General features: G+C 32.8%; 28 protein-coding genes and 1 pseudogene. 2 read left to right on the forward strand and 27 right to left on the reverse strand.

The annotated features are described in order from the left end of the window. Positions 1–95: 95 nt before the first annotated feature. From CVD28_RS04135 to CVD28_RS04165, 8 genes are all read right to left on the reverse strand, one after another. Positions 96–506 (reverse strand): hypothetical protein, encoded by a 411-nt coding sequence (locus CVD28_RS04135; protein ID WP_101591092.1) that lies wholly within the window; start codon positions 504–506, stop codon positions 96–98. A gap of 1 nt (position 507) precedes the next feature. After that, a complete protein-coding gene (locus CVD28_RS04140) occupies positions 508–1071 on the reverse strand; it encodes a 3'-5' exonuclease (protein ID WP_101591093.1) in 564 nt (187 codons plus the stop codon). Positions 1072–1182: 111 nt separating this feature from the next. Then, positions 1183–1836 carry an HD domain-containing protein gene (locus tag CVD28_RS04145; protein ID WP_101591094.1) on the reverse strand — a complete coding sequence of 218 codons (654 nt, stop codon included), beginning with the start codon at positions 1834–1836 and terminating at the stop codon, positions 1183–1185. 118 nt (positions 1837–1954) lie between these two features. Continuing rightward, entirely contained in the window at positions 1955–2131 is a 177-nt protein-coding gene (locus CVD28_RS27855) for a hypothetical protein (protein WP_180953914.1), read from the reverse strand. Positions 2132–2146: 15 nt separating this feature from the next. Further along, complete coding sequence (locus CVD28_RS04150; protein WP_101591095.1) at positions 2147–2695, reverse strand: guanylate kinase; 549 nt, start codon at positions 2693–2695, stop codon at positions 2147–2149. 140 nt (positions 2696–2835) lie between these two features. Next, positions 2836–3348 (reverse strand): hypothetical protein, encoded by a 513-nt coding sequence (locus CVD28_RS04155; protein ID WP_101591096.1) that lies wholly within the window; start codon positions 3346–3348, stop codon positions 2836–2838. Positions 3349–3550: 202 nt separating this feature from the next. Continuing rightward, complete coding sequence (locus tag CVD28_RS04160) at positions 3551–3961, reverse strand: hypothetical protein (protein ID WP_101591097.1); 411 nt, start codon at positions 3959–3961, stop codon at positions 3551–3553. Positions 3962–3994: 33 nt separating this feature from the next. After that, positions 3995–4618 (reverse strand): hypothetical protein, encoded by a 624-nt coding sequence (locus CVD28_RS04165; protein ID WP_101591098.1) that lies wholly within the window; start codon positions 4616–4618, stop codon positions 3995–3997. A 168-nt stretch (positions 4619–4786) separates the two neighbouring features. Here CVD28_RS04165 and CVD28_RS04170 point away from each other — a divergent pair, with 168 nt between their 5' ends. Further along, positions 4787–6217, forward strand: a complete 1431-nt coding sequence (locus CVD28_RS04170; RefSeq protein WP_101591099.1) for a hypothetical protein — start codon at positions 4787–4789, stop codon at positions 6215–6217. Between the two features lie 44 nt (positions 6218–6261). Here the strand turns inward: CVD28_RS04170 and CVD28_RS04175 are convergent, their stop codons facing one another. From CVD28_RS04175 to CVD28_RS04200, 6 genes are all read right to left on the reverse strand, one after another. Continuing rightward, positions 6262–6636, reverse strand: coding sequence for a hypothetical protein (locus CVD28_RS04175; RefSeq protein ID WP_101591100.1), 375 nt, complete (start codon positions 6634–6636; stop codon positions 6262–6264). 52 nt (positions 6637–6688) lie between these two features. Next, positions 6689–7387, reverse strand: a complete 699-nt coding sequence (locus CVD28_RS04180; RefSeq protein ID WP_101591101.1) for a metallophosphoesterase family protein — start codon at positions 7385–7387, stop codon at positions 6689–6691. Between the two features lie 82 nt (positions 7388–7469). Then, entirely contained in the window at positions 7470–8414 is a 945-nt protein-coding gene (locus tag CVD28_RS04185) for an SPFH domain-containing protein (protein WP_257985739.1), read from the reverse strand. Positions 8415–8417: 3 nt separating this feature from the next. Continuing rightward, entirely contained in the window at positions 8418–8858 is a 441-nt protein-coding gene (locus tag CVD28_RS04190; RefSeq protein ID WP_101591102.1) for an NfeD family protein, read from the reverse strand. A 139-nt stretch (positions 8859–8997) separates the two neighbouring features. Then, positions 8998–9519 (reverse strand): antirestriction protein ArdA, encoded by a 522-nt coding sequence (locus CVD28_RS04195; RefSeq protein WP_101591103.1) that lies wholly within the window; start codon positions 9517–9519, stop codon positions 8998–9000. Between the two features lie 589 nt (positions 9520–10108). Further along, positions 10109–10603, reverse strand: a complete 495-nt coding sequence (locus CVD28_RS04200) for a hypothetical protein (protein WP_101591104.1) — start codon at positions 10601–10603, stop codon at positions 10109–10111. Positions 10604–10694: 91 nt separating this feature from the next. On the opposite strand from CVD28_RS04200, the gene CVD28_RS04205 reads away from it, so the two are divergent. Beyond that, the gene (locus CVD28_RS04205) at positions 10695–10880 is read left to right on the forward strand and encodes a hypothetical protein (RefSeq protein WP_101591105.1); all 186 of its coding nucleotides are present in this window, start codon (positions 10695–10697) and stop codon (positions 10878–10880) included. Between the two features lie 31 nt (positions 10881–10911). Here CVD28_RS04205 and CVD28_RS04210 read toward each other — a convergent pair whose 3' ends face one another. The 13 genes and pseudogenes from CVD28_RS04210 to CVD28_RS04265 all read right to left on the reverse strand — a co-directional run bounded on the left by CVD28_RS04210 (position 10912) and on the right by CVD28_RS04265 (position 22297). Further along, positions 10912–11112 carry a hypothetical protein gene (locus CVD28_RS04210; protein ID WP_101591106.1) on the reverse strand — a complete coding sequence of 67 codons (201 nt, stop codon included), beginning with the start codon at positions 11110–11112 and terminating at the stop codon, positions 10912–10914. A gap of 123 nt (positions 11113–11235) precedes the next feature. Continuing rightward, the gene (locus CVD28_RS29170; protein WP_374702501.1) at positions 11236–12186 is read right to left on the reverse strand and encodes a methyl-accepting chemotaxis protein; all 951 of its coding nucleotides are present in this window, start codon (positions 12184–12186) and stop codon (positions 11236–11238) included. Further along, positions 12184–13257 (reverse strand): annotated as a pseudogene (locus CVD28_RS29175) (cache domain-containing protein); the annotation flags it as partial. The pseudogene CVD28_RS29175 and the gene CVD28_RS29170, both read right to left, overlap by 3 nt. Positions 13258–13397: 140 nt before the next feature. After that, positions 13398–14963: an ATP-binding protein gene (locus tag CVD28_RS04220; RefSeq protein ID WP_101591108.1), complete on the reverse strand. Its 1566-nt coding sequence runs from the start codon at positions 14961–14963 to the stop codon at positions 13398–13400. A gap of 103 nt (positions 14964–15066) precedes the next feature. After that, complete coding sequence (locus tag CVD28_RS04225) at positions 15067–15657, reverse strand: hypothetical protein (protein ID WP_101591109.1); 591 nt, start codon at positions 15655–15657, stop codon at positions 15067–15069. 144 nt (positions 15658–15801) lie between these two features. Beyond that, complete coding sequence (locus tag CVD28_RS04230; RefSeq protein WP_101591110.1) at positions 15802–16182, reverse strand: hypothetical protein; 381 nt, start codon at positions 16180–16182, stop codon at positions 15802–15804. Between the two features lie 102 nt (positions 16183–16284). Beyond that, positions 16285–17208 carry a transglycosylase SLT domain-containing protein gene (locus tag CVD28_RS04235; RefSeq protein WP_101591111.1) on the reverse strand — a complete coding sequence of 308 codons (924 nt, stop codon included), beginning with the start codon at positions 17206–17208 and terminating at the stop codon, positions 16285–16287. A 298-nt stretch (positions 17209–17506) separates the two neighbouring features. Further along, positions 17507–17704, reverse strand: a complete 198-nt coding sequence (locus tag CVD28_RS04240; RefSeq protein ID WP_101591112.1) for a hypothetical protein — start codon at positions 17702–17704, stop codon at positions 17507–17509. 108 nt (positions 17705–17812) lie between these two features. Further along, positions 17813–18391 carry a 5' nucleotidase, NT5C type gene (locus tag CVD28_RS04245; RefSeq protein ID WP_180953916.1) on the reverse strand — a complete coding sequence of 193 codons (579 nt, stop codon included), beginning with the start codon at positions 18389–18391 and terminating at the stop codon, positions 17813–17815. An 81-nt stretch (positions 18392–18472) separates the two neighbouring features. Beyond that, positions 18473–19063: an HD-GYP domain-containing protein gene (locus tag CVD28_RS04250; protein WP_101591114.1), complete on the reverse strand. Its 591-nt coding sequence runs from the start codon at positions 19061–19063 to the stop codon at positions 18473–18475. Between the two features lie 114 nt (positions 19064–19177). Next, positions 19178–20632, reverse strand: coding sequence for a CCA tRNA nucleotidyltransferase (locus tag CVD28_RS04255; RefSeq protein ID WP_101591115.1), 1455 nt, complete (start codon positions 20630–20632; stop codon positions 19178–19180). A gap of 74 nt (positions 20633–20706) precedes the next feature. Further along, a complete protein-coding gene (locus tag CVD28_RS04260; RefSeq protein ID WP_101591116.1) occupies positions 20707–21141 on the reverse strand; it encodes a hypothetical protein in 435 nt (144 codons plus the stop codon). 244 nt (positions 21142–21385) lie between these two features. Further along, the gene (locus tag CVD28_RS04265; protein ID WP_101591117.1) at positions 21386–22297 is read right to left on the reverse strand and encodes a hypothetical protein; all 912 of its coding nucleotides are present in this window, start codon (positions 22295–22297) and stop codon (positions 21386–21388) included. Positions 22298–22360: the final 63 nt, after the last annotated feature.

The following is a 22360-nucleotide window of genomic DNA, read 5'->3' on the forward strand; positions in this document are numbered from 1 at the left end:
AGTTTTTATATTATAGGAGTTTTAAGGAGAGCTTTTTCTGCGTAAGGATGTCTATCTGGTCTAATAAAAAAAGCTATGGATAATCCATAACCTTTTTACGAGACAAACAAATTTCGTCTTTGTTCTTTTATATGTTTCGGTGTTAAGATAGGTACGAACAATGACATGATAAACATAGGAAAAACAAACCATATATTTATCACAAACGCATACAACAAAATCAATAAGGTTGGAATCAATGATTTTAAAATGATTTCTTTTGCAGTTCCTTTTCCGATTTTTTTAAACAGGGAATAAGAAAACCAGGCTACAAACAAAAACACTGGTATAACGATTAACGATACCCATTTAAATTGAATCAATCCTATCAATTCTGTCAGCACAATGGCAGATGCCATCGACCCTGAATATGCTACTATTGTATAAGGGTGTTGTCTTACCTTAAATATTGCTATGAATGAAACCAGAAAGAAAATGATTCCAATAATACTTGTCCAAATAAACATATTATTCCTCCTTTCTAAAATCCCATTGATTCAAATACTTCACAAAAATCTTAGCGATATTTTTTGCATCATCAATACCTCTATGTGGTGTCCCTTCAAAAGCAAATCCTTCTTTGTGAAGAGCTTTTCGTGTTCCCATACCATGTTTCAATTTCCGAATGGCTTGGTGCTGGTGTTTTAAACTGATATGAGGAAGAACCCATTGATACGATAATTTATGAAGCTCACAATCCTTTTTAAATTGCTTCTTGTCATAATGACCCCAAGAACATAGAATATAGTCTTCACCTATCCACTCTTTAAAGGCTTGTATAACGTCTGGAAAGCCCTCTGCTTCGTCTATTTTAGATTGTGGTATCTTCGTAAGGTTCTTACAGTAATCCGTTAAAACAGGGTTTAAAATAGGTTTTACGAAGCGTTCAAAGGAATCTACGATTTCACCTTTTTCATTTATCTTTACTGCTCCTATTTCAACGACCTCATTAGGAAAAGTTTTCGCCTGTTCAGGGTATTTGATTTTATCTATACAGGTCGCTTCCAAATCAAATACTATGTAATTTTTCATTCTTTTTCTCCCTTTCTATTGACTATTGTCTATAAATTATATCATGTAATATATAGTCTGTAAATGAATGGATTTTCTCCACAAAAAAAACACTGGATATTGTCCAGTGCTTTAATCTCTTTGTTGAAGTTCTTGTATGATTTTGTTTAATTTTTCTACTTCTGCATAATGCTCTTTAATTTCCCATATATGAGGCTCTACAGTTGTTTTAACGGAGAAGAAGTACCCTGCATATCTCGGATAAAGATTTCGAGCTTCTTTCAAGAATGGAATAATACAAGTTTCTGTTTCCAGAGCTTGTCGCATTTTCTTCTCAGGTGTCGCATCAAGCAATGTTCCAATATTATGTTTTCTATCGGAGGCTTTAATTAAACAAGAACCCATATCTTCTAATATGATTTTTAGATAGGCGATAAAGTTTTCAGGGTTTTTGTAGTCTATTCCTTTTAACTTTGTTACCCTTTGCACCATATCTGCTACTCGTTGACCAAATTTATCTTTAATCATGAGATACGTAATGCCTTCCACATCTTCAATTGAATCATGTAATAAAGAGGCTGTAATGATTTCTTGGTCTTTTACTCCAAAATCCAGTAAATCTTGAGCAACTGCTACTAAATGGTGATAATAATGACTTCCATTATGTCGAGAGAATCCTTTATCTGTACACATTTCTTGTTTCATCCAATCCAATGCTCGAATCGAATCTTCAAAACCCATCCATGTCAATGTTTTTTCTAAGTGGAGAACTCTGCTTTCACTCATATTATCACCTATCCCTTCTGTCTGAAATGTAAATGTATTATATCATGATTTATCAAAAATGCAAATTATTTTTTACAAAAAAATAAGAAAGACACCCGAAAGTATCTTTCTTACATTTTCAATCATAAACCATAACAAGTTGATAATATTCTTGGTTTTTAGTAATGGTATCTATTCCGTTTTTGTAATCCTCTTCGTTTTCATAAACATCATATCCACCATGTTCACTAAACACAATAATACAACCTTTCAACTCTTTTCCAGTCGTTCTTTCAATCACTTTAAATCCAGTCAATGAACAAAACTCCTTTTATTTACCAAATAGGATTTCACGAATTTTTCGTTTACTTTCTTCTAAATCAATGTTTTCAATTGCATGGTCAGCAAATTGCATGTTTTCAAGCTCTCCTGTTTCTTTTGCTTGTAACAAGCGTTCTTGAATCGCTTCTTCACTGTCTCCTCTTGCTCTCATTCTTTCTTCCATTGTTTCAAGTGAAATATAAACATATATCACTTCTACTTCATTTGGATACTTTTCTTTTACTTGCTCCATACCATTACGGTCTGTTATCGCAAATACCTTTCCAAATTGACCTAACTTTGTTTCAACCTCTTTTCGAGAAAGACAATAAAGTTTACCTGAATTCTTTGGATACTCTGTCCATTCAATCTTATCAATTGAATCAAACTCTTCTCTGCTAATGAAATAGTAGGTCACACCATCAACTTCCCCTTTTCTCATAGGTCTTGTCGCATGAGATACCATTTCAGGAAGACCAAGTTCCTTTAAGTAATTCCCTAAAGTTGTTTTACCAGTTCCACTACCGCCCATTAATATATAGATTTTTCTCTCATTCATAATGATTCACGCCTCCAATACTTGTAGTAATCTACGACTGATTTATATATAAATTTACTATATTGTAGATTTGTTATATAGACTATAATAATAGTTTTATTGATTATAGTCAATATCAATACATGCAAAGAGGAATGATTTTAGATGCTAACTTGAGCTATATATTCTGTCGGACAAGTGCTTTCAATAGAAATATTCTTAGATTGTGCCAATGAAATAATGCCTTTCAGAATATCCTCTTGCTTACAAAAATAGCAAGTATCTACTCGAATCTCTTTTCCGCTATGATTTCTTAATAAAATGGTGTAATTATGAGTAATCTCTTTGTCTTTCCATTTGTCATGCGTTATGACAATTTTACTGATAGTATTCCATCCAATTAATTTCCCTTTGTATTGAATATACCTGGTATCTATGACTAAGAAAGGCTTATCTTTCAATTCGTAGTATTGAATCGATGCTGGAAATAATATAAGCCCTCCCAAGCAGATTAATGAAGTCATCCACATAGGAAGCAAACAAATACTAACGACCAACAAAATTCCATAAACTAACCATAATCGTTTATTACGTGCAAACCTTTTAGCAATACTATCTTGTTCTTTTTCTAATATTTTAGGGTTACAAGAATATTCTTGGTGATACTTATTCAAACGATGCCACACCTCTCTTTCCACAATTCTTTATCTTTTATTTTATATCATTATTTGATTTTATATGTGTTATATATTGTCAATAGTCATTAATTATAGGTCTATATACCTTACCTGATTTTTGATTTTTTCTCAATAGAGTTTATTTCTAATTGTTGTTTAGGTGCTAAAAAAGACACCCCTTTTACAGAGCGTCTTCTTTTTACATTTCAATTGTAATATACGAACTTAACTTTTGTTTTCTCTTCAGCATAATCGAATCATATTCACCTAATGACATAATTGCCTGTACACCATCCTTTTCCACAGGGTCAGGGTCATATATCTTCCCATCATACAATAAAACCCAATGCCAACCACCACTTTTATTCCATTCTCTCCTTACTTTACAAATGGCTAATAGAGGCATAGGTTGAGTTCTTCTTGAAATCAATCGTTCTGAATTTTTAATTCCTAATTGATTTAATGCGTTGATAATTCGTTTTGTTGTTGTCCCTTTATGTGTTCCAACCACTTGAATAATGTCTTCAATGTTTTTCCCTGTCAACATGGCTAAACAATGCTGACCACATTGACGACTTTTCTTTGGCTGTCTTATATATTGTATATTCATATTTCTCTCTCCCTGTTGTATCGTAAAAATCAATTAATAGCAATGTTCATCTACCAATATAACTTCCCACTCTTTTACCTTACTTTCTACAATGACACCTCTTGGAGCGGAATATCTGGATATATCCAATTCTTCTTCCCACCAAACGCCATCAATTGAAAGTTCGTCTTCTACATAAATCGTTGTCAATAAATCAAGTGGAGCAAGTAAAGAGCCATGTGACATCACTCGTCTCTCCATTTTTTCTGTTGAAACAAATCCTTCTTCTTCTTCTAACTCTACACCATAATCCTCTGCTTCTTCTTCTCCTATACCTTTATCAGAATAAAGAGAGCATAAGTCCATATCCATTTCATCATCATAATAGGTCACACGATATAGAGGACAGGCTGTTACATATCCTTCATGGATTCCCCACTGAATGATTTCCTGCTGTTGCTCTTCAGTTAAAGAATAGTAATCAAGAAATTGGTTTCCTTCTTTCTTTAACTCAAAGAGCTTCCCACCAGTAAATGGGTTGATACGTACCCACGCTTTAGGTTCTGTTGAGAAAGACAATCCTGAACCTTCCAAACTTCCTTTTTGTTTCAAAGATTTATCCATTTGTCCTACATGAAAAATCATTTCTTCCATTGTAATAATTGGCATATGATTCATGTGTTTTCTCCCCTTTTTATATAAATCATCGACTTTCCTTTTTTATCAGGTTTCTATATTATAGATGATTTTTCTTTTCTTAAAAACGAGTGTTTTTTGTAAAAAATAATTTACAAATATGTTTATCTATGATATTATAAATATATGAAATAACAGGGGGTTTTGTCAATGGCTACATATGCAACAAAAGTAAAAGTAGAAGAATTAGAAACTTATTTAGGGCAATCACTTGAAGAAGGTCAAAACGTCATTGAACGTGAAATCAAAAAGAATCGTTGCACGTTGTACCTATCTTATACTGTCATTGTGCCGACTGGACAAGTAGAAGAAATCAAATATGCCTTTGTATTGTCGGATTCGATTTCTGTTGAAGGAAGAGGCTCTGGTACATATGGAGAAGAAATTAAAAGAGAAACATTGGATTCTATTGAAAACATAGAAGTCACTCACTCACCTATTGCTTACTCTGATGAAAAAGAAAGAGAAATTCTTTTGACAGGGTATCAGTTGATTGAACAAGAAGATGATGAAATTCAATATGAATCGGTTTATGCAACGATTGAATTTGTTCATTTTAAAAATGAATCTACTATCAATCATACAGAACGTGATGAAGAGAAATCATACCTTACCATTTCTACAAATCAACATCTAACACGATATGTTGTCGATGATAACCGCTATAATCGAAAAGAAATTGACGTAAAAATGCTATTTGATAAATCGGTCTTTAAGTATGAAGGAAACCTTTTAACAGAAGAAGGGAATACCTATTTGGTTAGTCGATACGTAACTATGAATTACCTTGATAATCGAAATGAGCGATTTATCGTAGACCAGCAAAACCGCCTGTGGAGAGAGGTCGTAACTTACCAGGAAAAAGAAGAGGTAAAGGCTGAATTTAAAAGCCTATTAGTCGTAAATGATTCTTTATACACCCTTTCTACCCTCTTTTCACGATTAGACAGTAAAGAGCCTTATATGTTTATTAAAAATCATCTGTACAGCAAAGTTGAAAATGCTACGCTCCATTTTGAGGAGCAAGAATTAGAACCTTTCATGAAAACAAACATTCCTTCTGATACAAAAATGAAAGGCTCTGGATTGTACAGTACCCTTCTTTTAAATGATGTGAAAACGGTTATTGTTCCAATTGAAAAAGGTTACATTTTCAGCAATCATGAAAAATTTGATTTGGTCATACATCAACAAATCATCTATAGTGTAATTGGAGAAGCAAAAGAAGTAGGTTTTTCAATAAGTGATTATCGAGACGAGTATTTAATCATTACGGAAAGACCAAAGAATGAGTATCACTCCTATTGGGAATCTCTTGAGGATTTACCTTCCCATCACTTAAATAATCCACAAAAACCAGTGGAGATTGAAATTTATGATGAAGAATTTAAAAATAGAAAGCCACGATTCCGTACAGGTGACGAAATCAAAGTAATAAAAGAACTAACCGAAACAAGTCAGTTAGAAGGTTTGGAAGGAACGATTATTTCTTTATCGAACAACAAATCAAAGGCTACTGTTCGTTTCTTCCATCACTTTGTAGAAACATTCCCAATTGATTATATTGAAATCCAAAAATAAAAGGCATGAGAAAACGCAAGGTTGGTATTGCCTTGCGTTTTTTATTATCTATATTGATTTGGGTCTTTCTCCCTTTTGATTGGACTTTTATTTACAAGACTCCATTCTACAATATGGTCTGTAATTCTATCGTATAAATCATCATTAAGATATGGTTCTTCAAAATTAAGAAGTGTATCAATATCTCTTTTTATTTCATCTAAAATGCTTTGATGAAAAATCTTCTTATCGTTTAAAGTTTTCCATAGAAAATCGCAGAAAAGCTGAAATCCCTTATCCCAATTACTATTACCGTTATTTTGGGATTCATACCGTAGTTTTTCAATCGCTCTTAACAATTCACCTTCAACGGTATCTGCTTGACCACTCTTTGAAACTTGGGTTTTCCAAATATTTTTAGCTTCTTCAAAGTATTTCATCTTAACCTCCTTGAAACTGAATTTAGTAGGAAAACAACTCCCCTACTCTTTTTTATCGAATGACCGCTTCATAAGACACTTCTCCATCTTTTACTTCAATTAAATACCCACGTAATAGGTCTACTTCATAAGCACAGGCACAATTGAAGATATAGGTATCATTTAACTGGTTTTCACCAAAAGCTTCATGAATATGTCCACAAAGATAGATAAGGGGATTCAGCTTTTCTACTTCCATTCGTAGTTTTCGGCTACCTACACATTTTCCACCCATTACTTTATCTTGTTTTTCAAACAATGGAGTATGACCAACGATAATCAATGGCTCTTTGTTGTTTAAATCCAAACGCTGTACTTGTTCTTTGAATTTCTTTTTCAGATTATCCTCTGACAATTCTCGGTTCGTATGAAAGGGGCTGTTTTTTACATATTCAAATCCAGTAAAATGAATACCCTGATACTCTACTATTCTTCCATGAAGATTTTCTCCACATAAAATCCCTGTATCGACCCAATCATCGTTTCCAAGGACATAATAGATAGGAATACTCAACTCTTTTAAAAGAGCCGAAATATCGGAAGCAGAGCCTTCCTGAATCGCCTTATAGGTTTCAAATGTCACATTATCTGGTTTAGGGTATAAATCACCTGGAAGGATAAGAACATCAACTTCTTGCTGTTTCACAATCTCTACAATTTGTTTATAAATTCTCATATTGCCATGAATATCTGCTACGGAAAATACTTTCATGCCTAACCTTCCTTTCTTTTTTCTATTTCTTATTCTAACTGATTTCACATAAAAATAAGAGAGGACTAAGCCTCTCTCGTTTTTATTCTTCCTCTGTTTTCTTTGTAGGAATAGAAACTTCTTTAAGTGAAGCAACTAACCCTGCAATATTTTGAATTTCAGAAGGAATGATAATCTTTGTTGCTTGTCCATCTGCTACTTTTTCAAGAGCTTCTAAACTACGTAAGGCAATCATTTCTTGTGTTGGTTTAGAACTGTTGATTAATTCAATACCCTCTGCAGTTGCCTTTTGTACGATAAGGATAGCTTCCGCTTCCCCTTCTGCTTCTTTAATTCGTTTTTCTTTTTCTGCTTCTGCACGTAAAATCGCACTTTGCTTTTCTGCTTCAGCATTTAAAATCGCACTTTCTTTGTGACCTTGTGCTCGTAATACCGCACTTTCTTTCTCAGCTTGTGCATTTAACACCGCTTCACGTTTCTCACGTTCAGCCTTCATTTGTTTTTCCATTGCTTCTTGAATTTCTCTTGGTGGCATAATGTTTTTCAGTTCCACACGATTTACTTTGATACCCCAAGAATCAGTAGCTTTGTCTAAGATAGCTCTCATTTTCGTATTAACAATATCCCTTGAACTTAATGTTTCATCAAGGTCTAATTCACCAATGAGGTTACGTAAACTCGTTGCTGTTAAATTTTCAATAGCGACTATTGGATTTTCAATTCCATACGCATATAGTTTCGGGTCAGTAATTTGATAATATACAACCGTATCAATTTGCATGGTTACGTTATCTTTCGTAATTACTGGTTGTGGTGGAAAATCTACCACTTGTTCTTTAAGACTTACTTTCTTTTGTACAGATTCAATGAATGGTACTTTAAAATGTAATCCTACACTCCACGTTTCTTTATATGCTCCTAATCTTTCAATAACGTAAGCGTCACTTTGCTGGACAATTCTAATATTGTTTAGAATCAAACCTCCACCAAGAAATACCGTAGCTCCTCCAACAATTAATCCAATCAATTTTTATTCCCCTCTCTCTTCTTTTAATCGTGATACAATTGCTTTTACACCCTCAATTCGCTCCACGATAACCGTTTCGCCAACAGAAATACTCTCTTCATTGACACTTCTTGCTGTCCATTCTTTACCATCTAATTGAACCTCTCCATTTCCATGAAGATTAGAAATTTCGACAGTTACAATAGCTTTTGTTCCAACAAGTGCATCAACATTTGTTTTTTCAACTTTGGTCTTTGGTAATAATTTTTTCTCCACATATGGTTTAGTTAAAATAAGTGCAAGAACAGAAACAACAATAAAAATAATGCCTTGAACCAAAATAGAAGCCCCCATCCATATAGACGCAAGAGCGAACAATGAACCAATTGCAAACCAAATACTAATTAGAGCTGTGGTCATCAGTTCAATCCCAAGAGCAACGATGAATACAATAAACCAAATCAATTTTATCCCTCCTTTAAAGGACTATAGTATTACATTATCCTTATTATACACTATAGTCAATAGAAAGTGGAAATATTTTATGTACTATTTATTATCCATAAAAAAACAAGAGAGTATAAACTCTCTTGCTTTTTGTGTGTTATGCTTGTGGTCTTGTTTCCATAATTGCTGTTTTCAATTGTGGATAAATCCGACAACCATTGCATTCATAATCATTTCCGATTTTTTCAAAATCAAGATATTCAAGAACTTTTTCGTTCATAAAAAGAACTCCTAACTCTCCTGAACGAGCCACTGATTCCCCCAAACTTTCAGTGTCTTCTACATTTTCAAAATAACGATAATTCCCTTTTGCAAGAAAACGAATCGTTCCTTCAACATCTTCATCACGAAGCTGATAAGCTGACAAGAATAGTTTTAATTTACCTTCTTGCTCATATGCTAACAGCAGTTGAAGAAATTCATTTACTTGATATGGCGATTGATATTCACCAATCTCCACAGGCAATTCCGTTTGATAATCCGAAATGATATATTCGCCTATTTTCAATTCTTTAATCTTTGTTTCTAACGCTTCTTTCTCCATAGGAAGTGTAATCCAACCTCCAATAGCTGGTGAAATAACTGAACCTACAAAAATTTTCACTTCTACTTTTACCATTTAAAATCTCTCCCTTAAGTAAATTTAACCTGTTTAAAAGTTTCTTCAAAAAGAACCTGTTATATAAAAACTCCTATATTTTATGTGAAAGTGTACTCCATCATTCAAAGACACTTTTTTTCGATATTTTTCATTAGATTAAACTATAATAATACAAAAATATTTAAAAGAGGAGGGATAACCTTGGGTATTTTAATTGGAATGGTTGTCATTATGGTTGTGATTGGATTTGTAGGCAACTTCATGAAAGGCAAAAAAGAAGCAGAACAAAACGGTTCTGACAAAAAAGAATAAACATATCGTTGTTCGATAGTAAACAACATAAAAAAGACGTAAGTGAAATAATAACACTTGCGTCTCTTTTATATTTATAGGCTATTTGTTGCAGATGTAATTTTTCCCTTTAATTCTTCTAAACAATTAGGGCAAAGTCTAAAATCCGCAATATCTATCTTTATTGCTTCGTATGGCAGTTTAATAGAAATATCAAATAGTTTTACTTGATTGTTTTTGTTTTTCTTAAAACAAGATTGACACCATAAATGGTCTTCTTTTACTTCTGACAGTCAAATCAGTTTGAAAAACCTCCTTAATAAAGAAGATAATTCATTCGCTGAATATTTACCTCTTTAATAAAAGATTCTGCTTTTTCTACTACAGAAGGTTTGGCAGTTTTGCTGATAACTTCTACCCCTTCAAACTCTCCTTTTTCGTTCGTAAAAGCTCCATCTAATGTTCCTGGTAGTCGATATTTCTTTGTCATATCGTCTCTTGTTTGCCATGTTTCTTTTTCTTCTGCTGTGCGTTTAAGATAAAACTCCATTAAGCATAAATCGTGTTCTACAATAAATCCTCGATAAATCTCACCAAAAGCAGGGACTTCTTCTTTTAAGACTTTTTCGCCCTTTTCTGTAAGTGTGTAATAAGAATGTACCTGTAAATCATCTTGAACCAATTCAACTGAAATTAGTTTTTGCTCCTTTAGTGATTCCAATTCTTCCTCTGTTACACCCAACCACTTTTCAGCCAAGCTCTTATCTATGATACGACATCTTCCTAATGCCTTTAGCAATTCTTTTGTCATATATATTACCCTCCTTTTAATCAAATCTATTGACTATAGTGTATGATATAACTATAATAGAATTAAGTCAATAGAATCAGGGAGGAATACCATGCAAGTTTACCTTATAACATCTACTGGATATTATGTGAGAGGTGTTCATGGAAAAGGCGTTTCATTTACGAATCAAAAGGAAATGGCACATTGTTTCAACGATATGTCCGTTGGTGAATTTGATGAATTAAAGCGTGAAGTCGAAACAACCCTAAAATGCGAATTAGAAGTTGAGTTCCACTAAAGAGAGAGGATACATGAGTATCCCCTCTTTTTTATTTATCGAATATCATTCTTGTTCCAAACTGATACTTTCGACAAACCGATAAAAAAGAATCACGTTCCATTGAAGTTTTGAAATAAACAATAATCGTATTTCCTTTACTTCCTTCTATATTTGATGGCAAAACCTCTTTCATTTCATTAGGCAATAACTCTCTTAACGCATAATTTGCATATAATTCTACTTGATACATAAAACCACTCCTTTTTTATTCCTTCACTATATATGGGGTTTGAAAAGCCAAAAAATTACACCTTTTTTATATTTTTTTTCAAAAGAAAAAGAACCCCTATCAAAAGGAGTTCTTTTCTTATGACTATTCCAATTTAAATTTCTTCACTTGACTATCCAATTCTTCTGATAGATTTTTCAATCCGTTTGCATGTCCAGAAAACTCTTCCATTGTAGCGGAAATTTCTTCTGCAGAAGCGGATACTTCCTGTGAAGACGAAGCTACTTGTTCCGATACTGCTGAAATACTGGTCATTTCTTGTACAATATTATCTTTCTTCACTTCAACATGAACAATAGATTCTTTTGTTTTATTTACTTTATCTGTCAAGACTTGTACAGAGGCAAGGAGTTCTTGGAAGATAGCCTTTGTTTCTCCTACTGCTACGTCTTGTTCTTCAACTGTTGCCATTGTTTTGTTCATAGCGATAACTGCATTGCTTGTTACTGCCTTGATATTATCAACAATGGATTTGATTTCTTCTGCTGATGCTTTAGATTGCTCTGCTAACTTACGAATCTCTCCTGCTACCACAGAGAATCCACGACCAGCTTCACCAGCACGAGCCGATTCGATACTTGCATTAAGTGAAAGTAAGTTTGTTTGCTCTGTAATTCCCTTAATGGTATCAATAATCGAATTGATTTCTTCTACGCTATTGTTTACTCGACCTACGATTTCACCCATTTCAACAGATGATTTTTTCGTATGTGTAGACTTCTCACTTAGTACCTCTACTTTTTCAATTCCTTGATTACTCAATTCTGTTGATTTTTGAGATGCTTCACCCATTTCAATTGTGACCTGTGAAATGTTGTCAATTTGAAGAGAAAGTTCACTGATTTCATTTACGCCTTGCTGTGTATTTTCTGCTTGTGCAGAGTTTCCTTGAGCAATTTCCTCAACCGCTGTTGCCACTTGAAGAGCAGAAGCAGTTGTTTCATCCGTCATATTGGCTAACGAAGAAGACGTATTTAGTACATTAATAGAAGATTCTTTGATATGTTTAAGAGTATCAGAAATGTCTTCCATCATAGCATTAAATGAAATTTCCAATTGTTTGAATTCATCATTTGATTTTACTTTTGCACGAACTGTTAAATCGCCTTTTGAAGCCTTCTCAAATGAATCTTTAATGGAATGAATATCTCTTGCCATTCTTTTGCTAAATAGATACGAAATAACGGAAGCAACAATCAAAATAAGTCCCATCATACCAAAAGCAATTAATTGAATAATTCCAGTGTCTTTTTTCAATTCCTCAACGGATTGAGAACCCATGACAATCCAATTGGTTTCTTTGTTATGGTCAAAGGCTATGAATGTACCTTCTCCTTTATAGTCATACTCACCAAATCCAGTTTCAGACTTATCTACGATTTCTTTAACATTTTTCTCTAACGGTTTGCCTAATAGTTCATTGTTAGGGTGAGCAATGATTGTTCCATCTTCATCAGCAAGGATTATATATCCTGCATCTCCTAATTGAGATGAACTCACTTGTCCAGTTATCGTTTTTAAATCAAGGTCAAGGGCAAGAACACCTACTACCTCATTTTCATATTTTACAGCCTTAGAAATGGTTACAACAGGTTCTCCAGATATAGCATCAAGGTATGGCTTACCTACTACAATTTCCCCATTTCCTTTAAGGGCTTCTTGATACCAAGGGCGTGTTGTTGGGTTATAATCACTTCCTACATCCTGCTTTGGATATAAAAGCATATCTTTAGAAGCTGTTCCAAAATAGATACTCTTAATATCCTTACGACTTTTTTGTGTTTCTTCCAAAAGACCCATTGCAAACACTTTATAATCAGGATGAATGTGTAATTCAGTAAAGTCTACATTCATAGAAAGCATATTAACAGGAGACTTTAAACCCAATAGGTAATTATCAATCCCTTTATTAATTTCTTTTGTAATCTGAATGGAATCGCTTTCCATATTTTCTTTCATTATACTCTGTGCTTTAAAAGTAGAAACTCCACCCAAAATTGCTGTTGGTATAAGTGAAATGGACAACATCCCAACGATTAGCTTTGTTCTGACACTTTTGAACTGAAACAACTTTTTCTTTCCCTTATTCAATTTTTCATCTTGCATAATTCCTTTGCCTCCTGATGTATTTGAAGTATCTTTCTTATGTTGTTTACACTTCGTATTATACAGAATTTATTGACAATAGTCAATAATCTTTGACTAAAAAAGACCCCCTGTTTTCTAAAACAAGAGAGTCTTCTTTCCTATTTCTTATATTCTTTTGGAAGAAATTCTCGGTCATTACATTCATTCAGTGCAATATCCGTCATTTCTTTTACTTTGGCATTTTGAGATGAAATCATACATTCAATCGCATACAGCAAAGTGTCTTCAGTTATTTCACTTAGTTTTTTACGCTTTGCAACTTCAAGTGCTTTTACAACTACGTTTTCTATCTCAGCTTGAGTGTACATATCTGTTTTATCTCCCAATGCAGAATAATCATTAATCTGATAAGGGAAAGCATTTCGTTTTAAATGTATCTTAAACACTTCAATTCTTTCCTCTTTGCTTGGTGGCAAGAACGGTATTTTTTTATCAAAACGCCCTGCACGTTTGAGAGCTTCATCCAGTTTGTTTGGATAGTTGGTTGCTCCTATCCACAAGATTTTGCCTCTGTGAGAAGGTTCAGATAAAAAAGCAAGAAACATCCCGAATAGGTTTCTCCCTACTGAATTACCGTCATTATCTCCTCTGGATAGTGCTTGGTCAATTTCATCAATAAACACACCAACAGGAGCTAAAGAAGCAAAACAGCTAAGTGCTTTTTCTAAGTTTCTTTCCGCTTCCCCAACATATTTATCTAAGATTTTACTCATTTTAAACTCTACGAAATTGATATTGGCATCACCAGCTAAACATTTAGAAAAGTATGTCTTACCAGTCCCAGGCGGTCCCATATAAAGAAGTCCTTTTGGAACAATGGAAGTATCCCCTTCTAAAATCGGTTCAATGACCACTTCACGATGATAGGATTTAATATGTTCTTGTCCTGCAAAGTCATTTAAGGAGTATCCTTCGGTATCAAAAATTTCAATAATCTCTCCAAACTCTTTATAAATGAGTTCTTTTTTACGCTCCATTATCATTTCTTTACCCAATACACCTTTTGATTCTGCTAAAAGAAAGATATCCTCAATGTTCACTCTTGAAAGACCAGCAGTTAGTTTCGCAAATTTTTCTTTATTAATCTGATAATCTACATTTTCTTCGCTGGTTTTCGTTAAATGTTCAATAAACTCATATCGTTCTTGTTCACTCGGATATTCAATTGTAATAGGAAAAGTTCTTGCATTGGAACTGATAAACATACTGTTGATATTGCTTTTTACCTCTGTAACAAATATCAAAATATTGTTGGAATTTAAGAATCCTTTACTATTCATGACTTTATGAAGGTCAATAAGACGCTTTTTTGTTTCTTCATCAGGAAATCCATTATTAATGTTTGGAACTAAAAATTCTGGATATTCAATGATATACGCAATCTTTTCCTTATCTGATTGAAGGTCTTCCATCATTTTTTTCCAATCCAATTCCTTGTCCTTAGAAGTGGTGTTTTTTTCATCGTTATGATAGTAGCTTCCAATAGAATAATCATAAGAAATCACTTTATCCATTTCGCAAGTTCCTAATTGTTTTACTAAATAATTTTTAAATAGAGTACCTGGAACAGCATAGTCTCCAATATTTCCTGTAATCATGAAGATATTGCTGATACCAGCAAAATATTTTTCCTTTAATGACTTAATCCATTTCGTTTCAATCATTATAATCTCTCCTAACCTTTGTAATTATATTATATCCTTAATAATAGTTTTTGTAAATTATTTTTTACAAGATATACATATAAAAAAAGGGTGAAATTCACCCTTATAAAAGCTCAACGACTTTATCCAATGGAACGCTATAATACTTATCTTCTCCGAACTTCCCTTGCTCGAATTGAGATAAATCAGATTTATGAAGAGCTTGTCCAACCTTCTCCAATAAATCATTATAGGTATCAATATTCGTCTTTTTACCTTTTTTCTTTACCCCTTCATTGATAAAATAGATAATGGCTTTTGAATATTTAACAGAATGTAAACCATTTTCCAAAACCAAAGGAGACGTAATTAAATATGGATATTGTTCGTTTCCTGACTCTATTGCATAAATCGGTTCTTTTCCTGTCTGAAAATTTTGTGTTAATTGACGTAAATCAGACAATATTTGCTTTCTTATTTCCATACATTCATCAAACAAGGATTCATTTTCACCACGTAGCAAAAGGAATATCTTTTTCTTTTCACTTTGTAGTTCAATAGCTTTCTTCTCCTCGTTTAAAAGGATTTTACCAGTAAAGAAACTGCAGAACTTAAACTCTAATTGTTTTTCATCATTCACAAAAGGAATTGAAAAAGTTGCTTCTTGTCCGTTTAGTCCTTTTAACGTAAATGATTGTTTCAATGATAGTGCCATAAATAAAATCTCTCCTTTAATATATAAAAAATATTCACCTGTTTTTTCGTACTTCTTTCATTTTATTCATTCCGATTTAGAATATAAGATTTACAATCAAACTCTATGTACAAGAAAAACATGGGGATTTTCCCCATGTTATGTTCAGTTTAGCAATAGTAATTCTTTTACAAACAAACTATCAAAATTTATTTCATCTACCAAACAGTCAAAATAAGTAAACACATTTTCATATAGAGGTTCTGATTGGCAAGACTGTAACAACGCCTCTTCGGATTTCATTTTGTTCCAAAGCAACTGTATTCCGTTACACCCAATCACAAAATAATTTTTGATATACTCTCCATTTATTTCAGAAAATGGACATATTCCTTCAAATTCTTCTTTTAATTTATTTACCGAAATGTTTTGCAATGCCATAGCTTTTATGGTGTCAATAATACGTGCTTTATCTATTTGAGCTACTAAGTTTTCAACAACTGAATTTGATTCAAACACTAATTCCTCATTATAAGAAAAAGACATTTTTTAACCACTCTCCACATACCGTTTTTATTAATCTATAAACAATTATAGACACAGTATAGACTAAAGTCAATGAATGGATAAAAAATATCTTTTAATTCTTTAATTCACATAATTTCTCATTTGAGTTTGTGCTTGGTTCACTTTATTAATATAAGAGTAGGCTTTACCAGAGTTTTGATAACCACCGATACCTTTGTTGTAACTACTTAACACAACCTCTCTTAATTCTTGTCCAGATAATCCTTTGGCTTTAAATGTTTTATATAAATCAGAGAGCATATATGTTCCCCAATCAATATTTACATAAGGGTCAAATGGTTTATTTGCTGTACCTAATTTTTGTGATAACATTTGATGGTTTACTCCATTAATTTGAAATAGACCATAACTACTGCTACTTTTTGCATTTGGATTAAATCCACTTTCTACTTTCATAACCGCTAATGTTTCAGCTAAGTCTAATCCTCTTTCTTTCGCTTTCTTATATAAATAAGATTGGATATCTTTAGATAAAGGGATATTTCCGTTATAAAAGCCTTGTCTTGCTTTTTCTTCTGCTTCACGTTTAGCTTTTGCTTCAGCTTCCGCTTTTGCCTTGGCTTCTGCTTCTGCTTCTGCTCTTGCCTTTGCCTCTGCTTCCGCTTTTGCCTTAGCTTCTGCCTCTGCCTTTGCCTTTGCTTTCGCTTCCGCTTCGGCTTTTGCTTTTGCTTCCGCTTCTTCTTTTAATCGTTTTTCTTCTAATTTTTGTTGTGCCACAATTTCTGCTTTTGCTTCAAGAAGTAAGCCTTCCTTCTTTTCATTATCTAATGAAACATCAAAATAATTGTAACTTGGCTCAACCGTTGTAATCACTTCTTCTTTCTTTTCCACTCCTGCATCAAACCCTTGTGTCACCATCGTTCCACCTACTACGGTTGACGCTATCATAAAACTCATTACAAATTTTTTAGAATAAAATGGTTTCTTTACCCATGACGTTGTGTTTTTTAACATTTTCTCAATAAATTCTTTACGATTATTCATTCGCTCCTCCTTTATAAGTTCATTTTTCCTATAAGCCAAAAAACTTTTTTCATTATATGCAAACGTAGTAGTAAATATAAAAAAGTAACTGTTTAACCAAAAACAATAAAAGCCTTGAGTCTCCTCAAGGCTTGAAATAACAAGTATATGATAAATGGTTATACGTATTAAAGTTAATAAAAAATGTATAAGTACGCATATGATTAAGCTCAAAAAGGAATTGGTTTATAGACGTTGTTACTTTGTCTATAAAGTGTAGCATTAATGGATAATGCCACATTATTTGGTTGTCAGTATTCTATAATCCTAATACCCTGATTTGAAGCTGATGTTTTTTACCTTTTATGACTTCCAGTTCATTTCCTGAACTTTTCTTTTTATTTATACAAATCTCTACCATGTAGTCGTCTTTTACAATATCAACTATTCGACCTGGATATACTTCTTTTGTTTCATACGTAAACCAGACGAAATCACCTTTTCTAAATTGCTCCAAAGAATAGACCTCCTTTTCAAAACTATGTGTCTATATTACCATAGTCATAGACTATAGTCAATGAAACCAAGGTTCTACCCAACATTAGTCATAAAAAAAAAGCATCTTTTATGATGCTCTTTCATCTGTATCTTCATTTGCTACTTCACAAACAAACTCATAAAATTCCTTCCAAGAATGAACACGTTTCAAATCTTTTAGGAATGGATACTTTTCTGTATTGCGATTCCATTGACAATCAAAAATAACAGGATACTTACATTTAGAAGTTTCCAGATTGTGCGGAGCATCATCTACCATGATGTCGCCTACTAATGTATCCTTTCTTTTAATTGGGATAATGTTTTCAAACGGAATGAACGGAAAATACTCTTCAAAGAACTCAATTTTATCAATAATACCTTCTTTTGGAGAAGCGGTAGCAATAATAAAATCATGTCCATCTTCAATGATTTTCTTGATATAATATTGAGCTTCCTCCATAATCTCCAAATGTCTGAAGAAACCTGGTTCGTTAAAATATTTCAGAATGTCCGTTCCTTCTTTTTGGAAATTAACTAAATCCCAATCAATCAATTCTTCTTGCTTCAAACTTGTTTTATACTCACCGTTATATCGCTTTAGTACCTCTTGAATATTTTTCGCAACTACTTCATCTGAATCAGAAATGATTTGAAGTTTTCTCATTAAAACTCCTCCTTTTTTGTTTTTCATGTTGTGTAATGTAGTTTCACAGAGTCTATAATAGACTCTATGAAATTAATACTATTATAGTATTGTCATATGTTGGTTAATCTTGTTTACATACTTTTGGTTCATAAATTGTACAAATTTTTCGCCCAATTCTGAATCAAATTGAGTACCAAATCCTTTTTTCATTTCTTCTAACGCATATTCAAAACTGTAAGAGTTCTTATAGCTTCTTGCATTGATAATCGCACTGAACACATCGCAGAGAGAAACAATTTTGGCTAAAGGATTAATTTCTTTATCTTTTAATTTGTGAGGATAACCTCTTCCATCCATTCTTTCATGATGTTGAAGGACAATTTCCAACACATCTTTTGAAAAGGAATGTTTGGTTCTTTGAAGAATTTCATATCCGAACAATGGGTGTTTCTTGATTAATTCAAATTCTTCGTCTGTTAAAAAATCGGTTTTGAACAAAATATGTTCTGGAATTTCGACTTTTCCTATATCGTGAATCATGCCCCCGACTTTTAAGTTATTCAAGTCCTTTAAACCAAGACCTAAATAAATACCAAATTCATAGGCTAATTTCGATACCTCTTTACTATGAGAAGAAAGCTCTTCTTTCGCATTTACTAAAGCGTTTACGTAGTCAGCTATTTGCTCCATATTGTTTGTTCACTCCTGTTGTATAGTATATTATCACATATCCATTGATTATAGTCAATGAATATTATAGAATTTACCATGACTGTGATAAATAGAGTTTCTTTTCTATCACGTTTAAGCAAATAACCTGTCTATGATTTGTTCTTTGTTATATCCTTCTAATTGGTACTCTAATGCTTGTTGCAAAAGAATTCCAAATTCTTTACCAGGCTTTAATCCTTTTTCAATCAAGTCTTTTCCTGTTAGCAGTGGTTGGATTTCTTTATCTGCCCCTACTTCTTTGGTTCTTTCTTCAAACCATAAAGAAATCGGTGTAAAGTCATGTTCAACCAATCCTCTACCACGATAGTCGGCTTCTGAAAACCATCTTAAATCCTGAATATTCGTATCCAGAGATAGTTTACGAATCGCTTTGTCACTTCCATTTGGATAAAGAGATAAAAGTCTCATATGATGTTTGGTTAATTCTTTAACCCCTTCTATTAACCTCTTATCAGTTGTGATACGCTTCATAAAGACTTCTGCTACCTTTTCTCCTTCTGCTTCATGACCATGAGAGCTAATTCGACCATTTACTTCTTTCGTTGTATTCGGCTTACCCATATCATGACAAAGAGAACCAAACATGAATTTCGTAGGATTGCTTGTCTTTCCTTTTAAAGAAGATGCAATATCTAACACCATTTTCGTATGATTCCATACTGTACCTTCTGCATGGTGTACAGGGTCTTGTAGACAATGAATCAACGCTTCTAATTCAGGAAATAGTTTTTCCACAACTAAGAGTTCCCTCATATATTCAAGAGCAATGGAAGGTTTCATGGATTTCATTAGAGCTTTTTCAACTTCTGCAAAAATACGTTCTTTTGCTAATGAGGATAAATCAATCGTTTGACAAAGTTCTTTTGTTTCTTGGTCAATTGAAAACTCAAAGCGAGAAGCAAATTGACAAGCACGAAGGACACGAAGAGGGTCTTCAACAAATGTCTTATCATCGATATGTCGAATAACTTGAGATTCAATATCGTCTCTTCCACTCCATATATCTATCAATTCACATGTTAGAACGTCTTTCATCATCGCATTCATTGTAAAATCTCTACGAATCGTAGCTTCTTTCAAACTCATAAAAGGGTCTGGAATCACAATAAAATCTTTGTGACCAAACTTTTCTTCTGCATGAATTTGAATTTCATACGTTGGATATTTCGTTTTTATTTCTTCCATGTACATAACTTCATATGTTCTTGGAAGAATAATACGCTCCTCTTTTTCTATTACTTTCCCTTGAATTTCTCTTCTTGGTAAAGCAAAATCAATGGATAATCCATGTACCATGTAAACTCCAAAAGAAGCTCCTACTTCATCTACTTCTCCAAATTGAGAAAGAATCTGCTTCAATTGTTTCGGACTTAATCCATAAACTTCTACATCAATATCTTTGTTTTCTTTCCCTGTAAAAAAGTCACGAACATATCCACCTACAAAGTAAATCTGTCCACCCATTTTCACTATCATTTCTGCTATCTTTTTCAACGTCTCTAATTCCTTGTTTAATTCTTTTCCCATTTTTTCTCCTCATTTCTTTTCCTGTTTTAATTTCTATGAATAAAAAAAAGGGGATAAAAAACATCCCCTTCCTTTTAAAAAGCTCCTTTTACTGCCTCCCCAAAGGACAAGAATTGAACTTTTTTTGCTTTCTTTGCAATAAAACGTGTCATTTCCCATAAGACAAACGCTACTGCTAAAGTTTCTACACCAATAATGGCTGATTCAATTAACATATCCGCAAGGTCTCCATGTATTTCAGAAACAACAACTGCAATCACCAAATAAACAGAGATAGATGCCTTGCTTGGTTTCATATACTTTCCTAAACCTTGACCTACTTTCTTCATTCCAAAGTTTATTTTTTGACCTTTTCCTGTACGTTGTCTAACCACACCATAAATAGGAGTTGTTAAAACCATTCCAGCGACAAAATATGGAACAAAATCCATAATGACTAATGTAATACCCGAAAACAATATTCCAAGAATATAAATTCCAATACCGTAAACTGCTAATCTTTTAATCATAAATAAAGTTCTCTCCTTTTTAAATAAAAAATATAAACCTGTTAAATAAAATATACCCTTTGCCTATTTCCTACCCTTTACTAATTGAACACAACGATTCCCCTTTCTTATACATTTGCTTTTATTATATGGTTTTTATTGTTTTTCTATAATTTATGGTATCATAGTTTTTTATTTATGTAAATTATTTTTTACAAAAAAATAAAATAGGATATGGATTCTTCCATACCCTATTTCAACATGTTTATTTTTTAAAAGACTGAACAATACAATCTCTTGTTTTTAAGAAATTCACAGCGTTTTGGCTGTCATCTTCATTTGTTGTGATAGTAATAGGTGATGTGTATTTCAAATCATGAATAACAAATAAAATGTTTTTCATCATTTGCACATCGATTGGCTCTGAAGATAAGAAAGGTAGTCCGTATTCATCCTTTTGAGAAGAAAAGTTCTTTCCATTTGAAAGATGTATTAATTTCAAAAATGGTGCATAACGATAGAAGAAATATTCAATCGACATAAAATCAGAGTTTGAATTATGTTCTTGATTATACCGAACTGTTCCCATAGCATTTGCAACGTCTAAAGCGATACCCAGGTGAGAATCCTTCAACTCTTTTATCCAAAACATAAAATCATCTTCATATCCATATGCGTATGGAAGATATTCATTCCCTTCTTTCTTTACCATCGGGTTGTTTTTAAGCAATAGTGTTACTCTTGGATAATTTTCTGTGACATAATTCCGTAGTTCCCATAAGTCTTTTTGGAAAAGACCTTTTTTTACTCTTGAAAAATCAGGAATGAACTCTCCTTCTTTGACCAATCCCCCTGTTGGGATAATCACATATGGATTCGACAAGTCAGAAAATTTATCTGCCAAAATGATACTTTTCTTGATTAAATTTAAATTATCTTTTCTAATTAACGCATTCGTTTCTCCTAATATACATTCACTTCCATATGAATTGAGAATAGGTACATGTACTGCATATACAGATAAACTATATTGTCGGATTAGATGTTTTTTCTCTAAGGTGACTTTCAAATCTTTAAAATCATCCAAAGTGGCTTGTATTTCTATAAATTTAACTCCCTTACTTTTTCGGTCTTTTAATTCCAAATCAATAAGTGAGGTTTTACTACCCATAATCATGTTTCTATCCTCCTTTCGGTTTTATTTATTACCATATGCAAAAAACGACTTTTCCATAAAAAA

The organism is Bacillus sp. M6-12, from assembly GCF_002860285.1.
In the GTDB taxonomy this organism is placed as follows: domain Bacteria; phylum Bacillota; class Bacilli; order Bacillales; family DSM-1321; genus Peribacillus.